Raw genomic sequence first — 13376 nt, forward strand, 5'->3', positions numbered from 1 at the left:
CAGTGCGTCAGCGTGGGCGGGTGCGGAGGAACTTCTGCCGCTCCGCCGGATCGTCGATCTCCTTCGCCGCAGCCTGATAGAGCTGGTCGATATCCGAAGTTTTCCTCGCAAGCCTCAGAACGGTGATCTTCGCGATGGGCCCGATGAAGGACGCAAGGTGCTTCACCAGCGGTTCAAGCGGCTGCGGGACGGCACCGGTTGGGGTCTTGTTCTGGTCGTCGGAGCCTGGACGGTGCGAGCTGTTGACGGGTGGCAACGTGGCCGTAAGGTCATCAGCAGCATGGACCCGGGCGTTCAGCGCGTCGAGGAACTCCGCGGCGCTGGCGAACCGACGCACTGGCTCCTTCTCGAGCGCCCGCGCCACAGCGTCAGAGACATGTGCGGGAATCTCAGGTCGGACCACCCGGAGCGGCTTAGGGACGTGGTTCAGGTGTCCCATCATCAGCTCATAGGCGTTCTTGCCTTGAATGGGGGAGTCTCCGGCGATCAGTTCATAGAGTGTGACGCCGAAGGAGTACAGGTCGGACTGCGACGTAGCCTTCTCGCCGCGCACCTGCTCCGGCGACATATAGATGGGCGAACCTACGACCGAGCCGGCTAGCGTGAGCTCCGTGGACGTGCCGTTCTGGGCTAGACCGAAGTCCAGCACCTTCATCTGTCCGGCGGGCGAGACCATCATGTTGGCGGGCTTGATGTCGCGATGGACGACGCCTCGGGCATGGGCATATTCGAGCGCTCGCAGCGCCTGTGAGGAGTAGTCCAGCAGCAGCGGAATGGCGATGCTGGTTCGACGGCTCAACGCCCGGAGGTCTTCACCTTCCACCAGCTCCATCATCATAATCAACTGCTCTTCAAAGTAGAAGGCGGTATGAAGCCGGGCAATATTCGGATGATTCAAGGAGGCCAACATCTGGATCTCGCGGCGGAAGCGCTCGGCGGATTCGGCCGTGCCCGTGCGCTCCGGCAGCAGGACCTTCATGGCCTCTTGCCGTTGCGAGATACGATGCTGCACCCGGTAGACCGTGCCCAGCCCACCATGGCCGAGGGCAGCCTCGATTGTGTACTCGCCGATGATGCCGCCAGGTTCGAAGGCCATGCGGGGATTGTAAATGAGGAGGTTGGGCGCGCTTACACGTCACGCCCCCTGCGCAACCGCCGATTCTGTCGGCACTGGGCTACGACTTGCCTCAACAGCCCGACTGGTGCAAAGCTGGTGCAGCCCAGCATAATGACTCAACAGCCAATCTGCTATCGCATTGTGCCGGGAAGAGCTCCAGACGAGGAAACTGAATGGACCGCCGCACGTTTTTGACCACAGCATCGGCTGCGATGGCTGCGACAGCACTTCATACAATCCCACTGGCCGCGCAGGCGACCAGGCTGAAGCCGATGGCTCTCGGTCTGCTTGTGAGCCCGTTTGGGGCGCCCGAGGCGACGATCCGCCGCGTCCACGACCTTGGCTTCACCAATTGCTTCCTCTCCCTCGACGGATATATCGGCGGCTTCACCCCGGCGCTCGCGGCGGAGATGAAAAGTCTGCTCGCGAAGTATGAGGTGACAGCGACAACGGTCGAAGTCGTTGGCCCGAAGCCGCTGATCTGGGATTTCCTCAATGGACCTTCCACAATTGGGCTTGTTCCCCCAACCACGCGATCCGCCCGTATCGACGCACTCCGGCAGGTCTCGGACTTCGCCAAGATGCTGGGCGTCGAGCAGGTGCAGACGCACTGCGGCTTCATCCCCGAAGACCCCGCCGACAGGCTGTATCCAGGCGCAGTGGAAGCAATCCGCGCGGTAGCGCAGCACTGCGACGCGAACGGACAAAGCTTCCTGATGGAGACCGGGCAGGAGACGCCGACGACCATGTCGCGCATGATCCGCGATGTAGATGTGCCGAGCCTCGGCGTCGGCCTGGACACGGCGAACCTGATCCTCTACGGCAAGGCAAACCCCGTCGATGCGGTCGACATCCTCGGCCCCCATGTTCGCAGCATCCACGCCAAAGATGGCCGCTGGCCCACCAACCCCAGCAACCTCGGCGAAGAGGTACAGATCGGCAAGGGACTCGTCGACTTCCGCACCGTCTTCGCGAAGCTGCATAAGGTCGGATACACCGGCGCGGTGACGATTGAACGCGAGACCTCCGGCCCGCAGCAGATTGAAGATGTGCGCCAGGAGAAGCTGTATCTCGAAAACATACTGAAAGAAGTCGTGGGCTGAATCAGGATTAAGTTGAGGTGCTATGAATCGTAGGGAACTTATCGTCAAGGGATCGCAGGCACTATCGGGCATCATGATTTTGAAGTCGAGCACCGCCTTCGGTTACCAGGCAAACTCCGCTGTCCGCATCGGGCTGCTGGGTTGCGGGAACCGCGGAACCTCCGTGGCTACGTCGTTTTCGGAGAACACCGCAGGACAGGTTGTCGCCCTGGCCGACCTCTTCCCGGATCAACTAGCCGCCGGCAAGGCACACTTCGACAAGGTGAACGCCGGCTTGCACCGCGCTGCCATCGACAGCAAGCTGCTCTTCCACGGACCGCACGCATTCGAAGAGCTGGCCGCCTCGCACGACGTCGATTCGATTCAGATCTCGACGCCGCCGTTCTTTCATGTCCAGCACCTCGCCGCAGCGGTCGACGCGGGTAAGCATGTCTACTGCGAGAAGCCGGTAGGCATTGATGTCCGCCAGGCGAAGCAGGCACTTGAGATCGCAAAGCGCGTGAAGCCGAACCAGAGCGTGGATGTGGGTTTCCAATGCCGCATGGCACCGCCCATCGCGGCGATCGAAGCCCAGATCAAGGCGGGCGCACTCGGCAAGATTGCAACAGTTGCTGGCAACTACAACGCCCCGGCATCGACCGAGAAGACGCATCCCGGCATCAAGCCCGACGAGTACCGTCTGCGCAACTGGCTATGGGACAAGGCGCTCTCCGGCGACATCCTCGTCGAGCAGAACATCCACATCATCGATCTCTGCAACTGGATGCTCGGCACGCATCCGCTGAAGGCCACGGCCACCGGGGGCCGCAACGTCCTAAAGCACTATGGCGACTGCTGGGACAACTACGAGGTCGACTACACCTATCCCGGCGATGTCCACTTCTCCTTCGCATCGACGCAGTTTGGCAGCGACGGCAAGTTCGACGCAGGCCTGAAGCTGTTCGGCTCAGCGGGATCGGCGACCGTTCCCTACTCCGGGCCGATCCAGATCACCGGCGCACAGGCGTGGGAGTGGAAAGACTCTCGCAGCAGCGCTTCGAGCGGAGGCCAGTTCGCCGCCAACGGCAGCTTCCTCGACAACCTTGAGTTCGCTGACCGCGACAAAGACCGCAGTTTCATCGAGAGCATCATGTCCGGCCCAACGCACAACCAGATCGCAGCCGGAGTAGAGACGGCGCTCAGCTGCATGCTGGGCCGGATGGCCGGCTACACCGGTCGCGAAGTGACGTGGGAAGAGCTGATGACACACGGAGAGTCGTACCAACTCGGAATGAGCCTCGACCAGTTTGCCTAAGCCGGACCGGGGGTATCTTATGCGTGTTCGACGAATAGCGGCACGGATGCTGGTGCTTCTTCTTTTTGTCGCGTCCTTCTGCGCGGGACGAGCCGAGAACAGCGGCAAGGGCGCGGCTTCGGCGGCGGCGCAGCCACCTCCCAGTCAGGTCGCCACAGCCCCCGTCGTGCTACAGGGAAAGACTCTCTTCCAGGTTCCCGGCGTACTTTCGTTTTCCGCCACAACCCGGGCGGAGGCCATCGCGAAAAGAATCACCTCCGTATACCAAGACGTGAACGCGGCGCATGCGAAGATCACTGTCTCCGACGCCGAGAGAACCAGCGACGTGGCGGCCGGGGACCTCGTCCTGCTCTCGGTCACCGAGCAGGACGCTGAACTCGCGGGCAAGTCCCGGCATGACTTGGCGGAGGCGTACGCCCGAACGATCAGCGTGTCCCTGGAACAACTACGGAAGGCCTACTCGGTAAAGACCCTCACCCTTGGAGGCATCTACGCTCTGCTGGCAACGATTCTCCTTATCGTGATCTTCAGGGCAATCGGCTTTCTCTTCGGCAAGCTCTTCAGCCAGATGGAGATATGGCGCGGGACACGCATCCCTTCGCTGCGCATCCAGAAGTTCGAGCTGCTGCCGGCGGAACGGATCGCAGACTTTGCGATCGGGCTAGCGAAGCTCATCCGCCTCGCGCTGGTGCTCGTCGTTCTTTACTTCTACATATCGCTGGTGCTGGGCTTCTTCCCCTGGACGAGAGGCTACGGGCAGGTTCTGATCAGCTATGTTGTCGCTCCGCTCAAGGGGCTGGGCCAGACGATCGTGGCGTATCTGCCTGACATGTTTTCCATTGCGGTGATCGTGCTGGTGGCGGTCTACTTCATCAAGTTCACACGCATCATCTTCCAGGAGATCGGGAAGGGCTCCATAGCCTTCTCGGGCTTTCATCCGGAGTGGGCTGAGCCGACCTACAAGATCGCCCGCTTCCTGATCCTAGCGGTAACCGGGGTCGCGGTCTTCCCCTATCTGCCAGGCGCGAAGTCGCCGGCGTTTCAGGGCATCTCGATCTTCCTCGGCCTGTTGCTCTCGCTAGGATCGACCTCCGCGGTCGCGAACATCGTCGCCGGAGTGATCCTCACTTACATGCGCGCGTTCAAGTTGGGAGATCGCGTACAGATCGCGGACACCGTCGGCGATGTAGTGGAAGTTTCGCTGCTGGTTACGCGAGTGCGGACGATCAAGAACGTTGAGGTCACGATTGCGAACTCTATGGTGCTCAGCAGCCACATCATCAACTTCAGCGGATCGGTGCAGGAGGAGGGTCTGGTGCTGCATACCACCGTGACCATCGGCTACGACGCTCCCTGGAGACAGATCCACGAGCTGCTGATCGCCGCAGCCGAGGCAACGGAGAACATCCTGAAGACTCCTGCGCCGTTTGTGCTGCAGACGGCGCTCGACGACTTCTACGTTCACTACCAGACCAATGCATTTACCGATCAACCCGCCCGCATGGCGAAAACCTACTCCGACCTGCACCAGAACATTCAGGACAAGTTCAACGAGGCCGGCGTCGAGATCATGTCGCCGCACTTCTCCACCCTGCGCGACGGCAACCCGATTGCGATCCCCGAACAATATCTACCGAAGGGCTACAAGGCACCGACGTTTCGCGTTGGCATGGAGAACAAGCGAGGCGATAGAGAGTGAAGCAACGCCTCCGACGCTGTGATGCGGGAGGCATCGCTTGCGTTGAAGGTTAGTGAGCTGCCATGGCCGCGTTGAACTGCTCGAAGAACGCGTAGAACTTCTCACTGTTGAAGTCGCCCGCGAACCGTAGCGGATAGACGTTCTTCACGAGAATCTCCTTCGCATCAGGCTGGGTGGAGAGGATGCTCATGACCTCGGCTATATAGTCGGCGAGTGGCATGGCACGCGGATCGCTGGCCTGGTGCTCGCCCATAAGCTCGGTCTGGACGTAGGGTGGCGCGAGCTCGAGCACCTCGACCGAGGTGTGGCGAAGCTGGTAGCGCAGCGAGACGGACCACGAGTGCATGGCGGCCTTCGTCGCACAGTAGGTGGGCGTCATCGCGAGCGGCGTGAAGGCGAGGCCGGAGGTGACAGTCATGACAGTTGCCTTAGGCTGCTTCTTCAGCAAAGGCAACAGCGTGGCAGTCAGATGAATGGGAGCAGTCAGGTTAGTGGAGATGATGTCATCGGCGGTCGCGGTGTCCGTTGAGTCGGCGAAGTTCTCCGGCTTCATGACTCCCGCCATGTTGATGAGCACGTTCAGAGCGGGATACTTCGCGGTGATATCCGCGACAAAGGTGGAAAGCTTGGTGGAGTCCTGCACGTCGAGGACGGCGAACTCCATGCCAGGGTTTGCGGCAGTGACGGTCTCGAGGACTTCCTTGCGGCGACCGGCGATGATCACCTTATTGCCAAACTTGTGAAAGGCTTCCGCTAGGCCGCGGCCGATGCCGGATCCGCCGCCGGTGATGAGAATGGTGTTGTTTGCGCTGGGATTCATTGGGGGTAAATCTCCTTCTTGAATTACGATAAGAGAGCCACTCTCTTTTGGGAAGTAGGCACTTTTAAGTGGGGTACGCACCGCATGGTAAGAGTTGCGAAGAAGCTAAATAAGAAGGCAAAGAAACTGCGCTTCGAAGGCATGGACGGCAACGTCGCACGGCCGGAGATCGACAAGCTGGTTGAGGAGGTCATCGGCCGGGTTGCGGACAAGTGGACGCTGCTGCTATTGGAAGCGCTGGCGCAGCATGGAGTTGTGCGCTTCAGCCGGCTGGCGGAGCTCGTCGGCGGCATCAGCCAGAAGATGCTGACGCAGACCCTTCGGCAGATGGAAGCAGATGGTTTCGTCACGCGGACAGTGTACCCGGTAGTCCCGCCAAAGGTTGAGTACGAGCTGACAAAGCTGGGGGAGAGCCTGGGAGCGGCGTTCTGCGGCGTGTGGGAGTGGGCGGAGAAGAACTACGAGGAAGTGGAGCAGCGCAGGGCAACGTATGCGCTCCGGATGAAGCCGGATTGAATCACCTGAACGCTACAGCCCCGCATACCAGTCATATCCGAGCTTGGTCCAATAGTCGTCCGGCTGTTTGTCAGTATAGGCGATCAGCGCGATGCGCTTAATCTGCTTGTAGCCATACTTGATCGGCATGTGCAGGCGGATCGGGGCGCCGTGGAGCTGAGAGAGCGGGGCGCCGGACATCTCCGTGGTGAGCAGGCTCTGCGGATGGGTGCATGCGGTCATGTTGTAGCCGCAGTAGTAGTCGCCGTAGGGCGTCTCCATGTAGACGTACTTGGGGAGTTCGCCCTTGGCGTTGCGTGCCGGTGGGTAGGCGGCGATGAGGTCGGCGAGACGGTAGCCTCCCCAGTGGACGATCTCGCTCCAGCCCTCGATGCACTTGAACTCGGTGACGAACTCGTGGTGGGGCAGCGCCTTGATGTCGTCGAGGGTTAGTAGCAGGCCGGGGGTAAATGGATCGAGATCGCTGTCGCTGTCACCAGCCTCTTCCTGGCCGCGCATGGGGGAGCCGTCGCCGTTGAGAGCGCGCGTCCAGACGGCGGGCTTCTCGGCAGGGCCTTTGGAGTCATCGGAGTGCGCAGACCCGGGCTGCACGAAGTCGATCTCTTTGTACTCCCACGCGGTCACGTCCGGGACGAACTGCTTGTACTTCGGGGCGTTGGCGACACCCACCAGTTTCAGCCGCCAGCTATCGAACACGAGCTCCTGCCGCAAACCGTAGGGGCCGTTGAAGCGAAGCTCGGAGACGGCTTTATCTTTCGAGTAAGTGGGCGCGATGCCGCGCTCATTGAAGACTTCACGGGCAATCTTCGCGTTGGTGTTGAAGGCTGTGCGGAGCGGCTTCTGCTGGCGGCCGATCATCTCGCTCTTGTCGATCCAGTTGTAGCCGGTGTAAGCCGCAGCTGCCGCGGCCGCAGCTATCACGAAGCTGCGGCGAGTGCGCTTGCCAGACTTACTGCGGACAGCCTTGTTAGACGCTTCGATCGCGGCTGGATCGGGCTCTGGAGCCGCATCGACCGGAGCGGTGATTGGGATTGCGGACACGGTGACCGGCGGGGCCGGAGTGTCCTCCACTATGGGAGCCGCAGCGATAGGCGTCTCGGTGGAGTTGGAATCAGGGCGCTCCGGCTCGTAGTCGTCCGACTCTTCTCCGACACGGTCGGAGCGGTCAGTCTTCTTCTCTATCTCGCGACGCTTCTCGCGCTCCTCACGCTCTTCGCGGCCATCGCTCATCTTCAGCGGATCGTCGCTTGTTTTCAGCGGATCATTAGGTACTTGTTTCTCTGGGGTCATACGTCTCTCCTCTCTTCAGTGTAGGGAGTTGAATCCGCTGGCCGGATCTCGTAGCCGCTAACCATGCCGCGGAAGTTATTCCATCCTGTCTTGATGACCTGACCTACGTGCAGCAGAAAGAAGGCCATGAAGCCGATCGTCAGGAAGAAGTGCTCCCATCGTGCCATCTCGTAGCCGCCCAGCAGCGAAGTGAGATAGTGGGCCTGGCTGGGCTTATAGATGGCAAGGCCGGTAAGCAGAGAACCGAGGCCCATCAGGATGATCGCGGAGTAAGCAATCTTCTGCGCTCCGTTGAACTTCTTTGCGGGCGGATGGACCTTCGTCAGATGGAGATCATAGAGGGTAACCTGGATCGCTTCTTTCCACGAGCCGAGTGTTGGGACTAGCAACCGCCAGTTGCCAGAGAGCCACAGGTACGTTACGTAGCAGAGGCCGTTGATGGCGAAGATCCACATGAAGACGAAGTGCCAGCCCAGCCCGACAGTAATACGATAGGGCGCGTTCAGCCAGGTGTAGACCCACTCCGGCCAGAAGCGGAAGAGTGTGAAGCTGCCGATGCCAATGCGGTAGATGCGGTGCGGATGCTGGTAGGCATTGTCGGAGTCGCCCCAGTAGATCAGCATGCCGCTCCAGATCATGGTGAACAAAACAGGGAAGTTGATCCAGTGCATCCAGCGGATGGCCAGGGGATGCTTCTTCTCCAGGCGAATGCTGGCGACGGCCCTTTCAGGCTCTAGGGCGGCAGGTGTTGGCACGGCCCCCGGCACAGCGGAGACCACGGCAGCGACACCCTCGGCACCCGAAGCTACGTTCTGCATGGCAAGTTCTCCTGTGGGAAGTGACACCTAACATTGCCCCTTCCATGCCTATGAGACAAGTTAATTCTCGAAAAGTTACAGCTGATTTCGATTGTGCAAGCGAAGCACAATGAGGCCTCGCGGCGGCTTTGAACGTATCCTTATAGAGGGTGGCCGCTGGTGAATTTACGTTTCGCGTTGGGTTCCGGATTACGTGGTGCAATCGGGTTGCTGGCAGCGACTCTGACTATTGCAATTGAAGCTCAGACTCCGAAGCCGATCCGGTTCTTCGACCAGACAGGCAAGATGACGGTCGACGTGGATGGAGCGCCGACGGCATACGGGCCCAAGGGCAAGCGGACGTTGGACTTCGAAAAGAATGCGCATACCGGTGGCATTCTCAGCGGCAAGATCGTCGGTTACATGATGGAGCATGGCAAGGCGGTGGTGCAGGGACCGAACGATCCGGCACCGGGTTACTACGTCTCGACGACCGACTTTCGTGACGAGTCGATCGTCGATGATCGCAACCCAAGAAAGTATCTGGACGCCACGAAGATTCATTACGTAGTCATGGGAAACTTCGCGAAGCGGCATCACGTAAAGCTGGGCGACTTCGTCGTGGTGCACAGTCACGAGACAGAGAAGACGGTCTACGCGATCGTCGGCGACTCCGGCAACCCGGCGGGGACGGAGGGTTCACTGGCCTTACTTCAGGGCCTTGGCTATCCCTACAAGGATGGCAAAGATGACGCGGTGGAAGACCCGAAGATCGTGATCCGGTATTATCCGGGGTCGAACACGGAACACAAGTTCTTCCACACCCAGTCAGAGATAGACAAGGCCGCCGAAACTCTAAAACTTAACCGAAAGTTCCACTAGCGGCGCCGTAATGGGTCACTCGCACGCAGCAGCTTCTGAAAGCTTCACGGGCGCGTGCACCTTCTGCTTCGCTGGTGACGATGTCCTGCTGAGCAAAACGAGTCCGGCGATGACGATCGCAACTCCCACATACGCCGCTGGCGCGATCGACTCATGGGCGAGCTTGCCCCAAAACAATCCCCACACCGGCCCAAAGTAAGTAACCGAGACGACGCGCGTCGGCGAGACACGATCCAGCAGCGTGTAGAAGAGGAGATACGCGAGGCCGCTGCCGAGCACACCGAGCGTGATGGCCGCGGCGAGCGATGCGGCATGGAAAGCCGTGGGGTGGGGGCCAAAGAGAGCTACGGGTGTCACCATTAGAAGCGCGAGGCTAAGTTGTGTGGTGGCGAGGCCGATGGGATCGAGGCCTGCGAGCTTTGCCTTAGCCAGCACGGCAGCGATAGCGTAAGCCGCGCTCGCGAGGGCGATGTAAGCGATGCCTGCAAGGTAGTCGTGACGCGATACGGCAGCCCCTGATGTTCCATGCGAAAACACGACGAGGACAACGCCAATGAACCCGAGCACGATGCCGGGGATGGCACCTCCTTCGGCCTTCTTGCCGACGAAGGTCATGCCCAGGATGAGCGCCCAGATGGGCGTCGTCGCGTTGACGACTGCCGCGATGTTCGAAGGCACGAAGCGTTCGCCCATCGGAAAGAGGATGAAGGGAATCGCGTTGTTGAACAAGGCGACCAACAGCAGCACCACTATCAGCCGGAAAGGCGGCAGCTTGCGGCCTTTCGCAAACATCACCGCCCACAGAAACATCGCCCCGAAGAACAGCCGCAGCATCGCGACCCACGCTGGCGGGAAGCTGCCGACAGAGATACTGATGAGGAGAAATGAGGCTCCCCAGATCGCAGATAGAACCAGGAGTTGGACGACGTCGCGGAGTTTCATGCTTTCTCCCTTGCTAAATCCATGCGTCTTATCCAGACTCCCATCAAACGCACATCGCGTCCAACGATTTGTTTCGATGCAATAGATCGAAATATGCGATAGTCCTTCCATGCTCGACCTGAGAGAACTAAAGACATTTCAAGCGGTAGCTGCGGAGAAGAGCTTTACGCGGGCCGCGAATGGTCTGAACTATGCACAGTCCAGCGTGACCGCGCAGATTCAAAGCCTTGAAGGCGAGGTCGGCGTTCCGCTCTTCGACAGGCTGGGACGTCAAGTGGAGCTGACACTTGCAGGCAGGCAGTTGCTGACGTATGCGGACAGGCTGCTGAGCCTGGCCGATGAGGCGCGGCGCGCTGTGCGCGAAGATGGTGAGAAGACGGGCGTCCTGACTATGCTTGCGCCAGAGACGCTGCTCGCTTACCGTCTGCCTGACTTGTTGAAGCGGTTTCAGTCGGAGTACCCGGGCATCCATCTATCGCTTTCGGCCAGCGAAAGCTGCGGCACGGGCGGTGATATCGAGCCGAACGTCGACGTCGCGTTCTCGCTTGACGTTCCTCTTCGGGCACCCCACCTTATCGTGCAGACGCTGCGCGTGGAGCCAATTGTGCTGGTAGTCGCAGCCGGACATCCCCTTGCTGGAAAGAAGCGGGTGAAGGCAAAGGAGATCGGTGCCGAACAGGTGCTGGTGAACGAGCGTGCGTGCAGTTACAGAGCGCTGTTCGAGCGGGCTTTGCGCGCAGAAGGTGTGCCGGTGACGCGTTCACTTGAGTTGCTGAGTGTGGAGGCGATCAAGCAGTGTGCTCTCGCTTCGCTCGGCGTGGCCGTGCTGCCGGAGGTGGTGGTACAGCGCGAACTGAAGGAAGGGACACTGGTCGCAGTGGAATGGCCAAGGAAGCCGCTGGTGGTATACACACAACTCTACCGGCACCGAGATAAGTGGATGTCGCCGGTGATGACGGCGTTTTGGCAGATGGCAGTAGAGACGTGCGCGGAGACGATGGAGGACATTCCGACGGCGCGGGGAGAACAGAGAAAGCAGATTTCCGCAGTCAAACGTCACGGTAACGCTGTGGCGTTCGACCACGAAGGATGACAAGGCTTATTACTTTTTGTCCTTCTCTTCGTGGTACTCCTGCTCGGTATTAATCGACCAGAGAGCCGCCTTATCGACATAGCCTGCGACCAAGCCATCGACGACGCTCATCGCCGTCAACATGCTGTGGTCCTGGTTGTTGTACTTGTGCATTCCGTTGCGGCCGACGAGAAAGATATTCTCAAAGCTATCCGTAAACTCTCGTAGTTCACCGAAGCGATCGTAGGTTCCAAAGTAGGCTGGATAAGTCTTCGGCACACGCACAACGTGACCATCGCTGACAGCGTTAGCGTCAAGGATGCCGATCTTCGCGACCTCCTCGATGGCGAAGCGCTTGAGGGCTTCGTCTTCCATCTTCCACAGGTCATCTGTCTCGTAACAGAAGTACTCGAGACCGATCCAGACCTTTGTTGGATCGGAGACAAGATACGGGCTCCAGTTATTGAAGATTTGTAACCTGCCGAGGAGCACATCTGGCTCCTGCACATAGATCCACGTATCTTTCAACAACCCACCGTCTGACTCGCGGACTTTCAGGCGATCGGCAAGCAGGCCGACGGTGATGAAGTCACGGTACTCGAGGCCTTCGCTGACCTCCTGCACATTGTGAGGAACGTCATAGCCAGTCATCTTGATGGCAGAGACGAGTTCGCGCATCGGCATCGTTGAGAAATAGTAGTCGCCTTCGTAGCGTTGTCTCTGGCCTGCGTTATCGACGATCTCAACGGCTGTGACCTGGCGTGCGGCGTGGGTCATCTTATCGCCGGGAATCGCTTCTATCCGATCGACCTTTCCGTTCATGTGGATCTCGCCGCCAAGGCGAATGATCTCGTCAGCGACGTGCTCCCACAACTGGCCGGGGCCGAACTTGGGATACATGAAGCGTTCAATCAGGCTGGTGTCGGTGCCCTTCTGCGCCAGGTCGCCCGTGGGCTTCTTCGCGCTGAAGGTCTTCTTGAGGAAGTGCTTTACCGCAGTGGTCAAGCTGAGACCCTTGATGCGCTGCGCTCCCCACTCCGCCGAGATCTTGTCGCAGGGCGTGCCCCAGACCTTCTCCGTGTAGCTCTTGAAGAAGGTGAGATAGAGCTCGCGACCGAAGCGATTGATGAGGAAGTCTTCAAGACTCTTCTCCGGTTTGATCTGGAAGAAGCGCGACTTGACGTAGCTGACACCGACGCGAATCGTCCGTGCAATGCCGAGGTTCTCAAGCGTGTTCGCAGTCAGCTTGATGGGGTAGTCGAAGAACTTGCGCAGATAGTAGATGCGACTCTTGCGCGGACGGATGAGCATAACCAGATCGGGGTCGCAAGATGGCGTCACCTCGACCGTCTCAATGACCTCTCCAACAGTGGGCGCTTCTTCGTAGGCGTCGTCACCCTGCTCAGCTTCAGGCTCATGTTGCAGCGGCCCAAGGCCACGTAGCGGCGGCTCTTCAGTAAGGTGCGCGGGCACAGTAACCACCCGACGCTTGCCTTGATAACTAATTTCAGCTTCGGGCACGGCTAAACCGCCGGCAGCGAGTTCGGGCGGCATCAGGTCCATCCACCACTGCATCACGCGGTCGCTCTTTGAGAAAAATCGGTGGCCGCCGATGTCCATGCGGTTGCCCTTGTACTTGATGGTTCGCGAGATGCCGCCAATCTCGTTCGAGGCTTCAAGGATGATGGGCTTGATGTCCGTTCGCCGAAGGAGCTCGAGCGCCGCTGTAAGGCCTGCCGGGCCCGCTCCTATAATTACCGCCGTCTTTCCCAAACTCCCTCGCATCCACGCACTTCGGCGGTGGCCGGATTAGCAATCCAACTCTTGAGTATACGAGTTGGTGG

At 59.6% G+C, this 13376-nt stretch carries 12 protein-coding genes; 6 read left to right on the forward strand and 6 right to left on the reverse strand.

Annotated features, from left to right (window positions below; all coding sequences use genetic code 11):
- Window positions 1-7 precede the first annotated feature (7 nt).
- A complete protein-coding gene (locus HDF16_RS08410; protein ID WP_184215461.1) occupies window positions 8-1096 on the reverse strand; it encodes a serine/threonine-protein kinase in 1089 nt (362 codons plus the stop codon).
- A gap of 194 nt (window positions 1097-1290) precedes the next feature.
- Here HDF16_RS08410 and HDF16_RS08415 point away from each other — a divergent pair, with 194 nt between their 5' ends.
- From HDF16_RS08415 to HDF16_RS08425, 3 genes are read left to right on the forward strand one after another with little or no spacing between them, the layout of a single operon-like run.
- A complete protein-coding gene (locus HDF16_RS08415) occupies window positions 1291-2220 on the forward strand; it encodes a sugar phosphate isomerase/epimerase family protein (RefSeq protein ID WP_184215463.1) in 930 nt (309 codons plus the stop codon).
- A 22-nt stretch (window positions 2221-2242) separates the two neighbouring features.
- Entirely contained in the window at window positions 2243-3514 is a 1272-nt protein-coding gene (locus HDF16_RS08420) for a Gfo/Idh/MocA family protein (protein ID WP_184215465.1), read from the forward strand.
- Window positions 3515-3533: 19 nt separating this feature from the next.
- Window positions 3534-5213 carry a mechanosensitive ion channel family protein gene (locus HDF16_RS08425; protein WP_184215467.1) on the forward strand — a complete coding sequence of 560 codons (1680 nt, stop codon included), beginning with the start codon at window positions 3534-3536 and terminating at the stop codon, window positions 5211-5213.
- 49 nt (window positions 5214-5262) lie between these two features.
- Here the strand turns inward: HDF16_RS08425 and HDF16_RS08430 are convergent, their stop codons facing one another.
- On the reverse strand, window positions 5263-6033 hold the full coding sequence (locus HDF16_RS08430; protein WP_184215469.1) for an SDR family oxidoreductase: 771 nt from the start codon (window positions 6031-6033) through the stop codon (window positions 5263-5265).
- Between the two features lie 84 nt (window positions 6034-6117).
- Between HDF16_RS08430 and HDF16_RS08435 the strand changes: the two genes are divergently transcribed.
- Window positions 6118-6549 carry a winged helix-turn-helix transcriptional regulator gene (locus HDF16_RS08435; RefSeq protein ID WP_246408891.1) on the forward strand — a complete coding sequence of 144 codons (432 nt, stop codon included), beginning with the start codon at window positions 6118-6120 and terminating at the stop codon, window positions 6547-6549.
- 12 nt (window positions 6550-6561) lie between these two features.
- Here the strand turns inward: HDF16_RS08435 and HDF16_RS08440 are convergent, their stop codons facing one another.
- Window positions 6562-7839 carry a molybdopterin-dependent oxidoreductase gene (locus tag HDF16_RS08440; protein ID WP_246408893.1) on the reverse strand — a complete coding sequence of 426 codons (1278 nt, stop codon included), beginning with the start codon at window positions 7837-7839 and terminating at the stop codon, window positions 6562-6564.
- Window positions 7836-8657 carry a cytochrome b/b6 domain-containing protein gene (locus tag HDF16_RS08445; protein WP_184215471.1) on the reverse strand — a complete coding sequence of 274 codons (822 nt, stop codon included), beginning with the start codon at window positions 8655-8657 and terminating at the stop codon, window positions 7836-7838. Before HDF16_RS08445 ends, HDF16_RS08440 begins: the two co-directional genes overlap by 4 nt.
- A gap of 159 nt (window positions 8658-8816) precedes the next feature.
- Between HDF16_RS08445 and HDF16_RS08450 the strand changes: the two genes are divergently transcribed.
- Window positions 8817-9518, forward strand: coding sequence for a hypothetical protein (locus HDF16_RS08450; protein WP_348641273.1), 702 nt, complete (start codon window positions 8817-8819; stop codon window positions 9516-9518).
- 15 nt (window positions 9519-9533) lie between these two features.
- On the opposite strand, the gene HDF16_RS08455 is transcribed toward HDF16_RS08450, so the two are convergent.
- Window positions 9534-10460 carry a DMT family transporter gene (locus HDF16_RS08455; RefSeq protein ID WP_184215473.1) on the reverse strand — a complete coding sequence of 309 codons (927 nt, stop codon included), beginning with the start codon at window positions 10458-10460 and terminating at the stop codon, window positions 9534-9536.
- Between the two features lie 109 nt (window positions 10461-10569).
- Here HDF16_RS08455 and HDF16_RS08460 point away from each other — a divergent pair, with 109 nt between their 5' ends.
- Window positions 10570-11553, forward strand: coding sequence for a LysR family transcriptional regulator (locus tag HDF16_RS08460; protein ID WP_184215475.1), 984 nt, complete (start codon window positions 10570-10572; stop codon window positions 11551-11553).
- Between the two features lie 9 nt (window positions 11554-11562).
- Here the strand turns inward: HDF16_RS08460 and HDF16_RS08465 are convergent, their stop codons facing one another.
- Complete coding sequence (locus tag HDF16_RS08465) at window positions 11563-13317, reverse strand: NAD(P)/FAD-dependent oxidoreductase (protein ID WP_184215477.1); 1755 nt, start codon at window positions 13315-13317, stop codon at window positions 11563-11565.
- Window positions 13318-13376: the final 59 nt, after the last annotated feature.

It is taken from the genome of Granulicella aggregans, assembly GCF_014203275.1.
In the GTDB taxonomy this organism is placed as follows: Bacteria; Acidobacteriota; Terriglobia; order Terriglobales; family Acidobacteriaceae; genus Edaphobacter.

Coding starts and splice junctions, on each gene's coding strand:
- HDF16_RS08410 (WP_184215461.1), bottom strand. CDS start 1,096: ATGGCCTTCGAACCTGGCGGCATCATCGGCGAGTACACAATCGAGGCT.
- HDF16_RS08415 (WP_184215463.1), top strand. CDS start 1,291: ATGGACCGCCGCACGTTTTTGACCACAGCATCGGCTGCGATGGCTGCG.
- HDF16_RS08420 (WP_184215465.1), top strand. CDS start 2,243: ATGAATCGTAGGGAACTTATCGTCAAGGGATCGCAGGCACTATCGGGC.
- HDF16_RS08425 (WP_184215467.1), top strand. CDS start 3,534: ATGCGTGTTCGACGAATAGCGGCACGGATGCTGGTGCTTCTTCTTTTT.
- HDF16_RS08430 (WP_184215469.1), bottom strand. CDS start 6,033: ATGAATCCCAGCGCAAACAACACCATTCTCATCACCGGCGGCGGATCC.
- HDF16_RS08435 (WP_246408891.1), top strand. CDS start 6,118: ATGGTAAGAGTTGCGAAGAAGCTAAATAAGAAGGCAAAGAAACTGCGC.
- HDF16_RS08440 (WP_246408893.1), bottom strand. CDS start 7,839: ATGACCCCAGAGAAACAAGTACCTAATGATCCGCTGAAAACAAGCGAC.
- HDF16_RS08445 (WP_184215471.1), bottom strand. CDS start 8,657: ATGCAGAACGTAGCTTCGGGTGCCGAGGGTGTCGCTGCCGTGGTCTCC.
- HDF16_RS08455 (WP_184215473.1), bottom strand. CDS start 10,460: ATGAAACTCCGCGACGTCGTCCAACTCCTGGTTCTATCTGCGATCTGG.
- HDF16_RS08460 (WP_184215475.1), top strand. CDS start 10,570: ATGCTCGACCTGAGAGAACTAAAGACATTTCAAGCGGTAGCTGCGGAG.
- HDF16_RS08465 (WP_184215477.1), bottom strand. CDS start 13,317: ATGCGAGGGAGTTTGGGAAAGACGGCGGTAATTATAGGAGCGGGCCCG.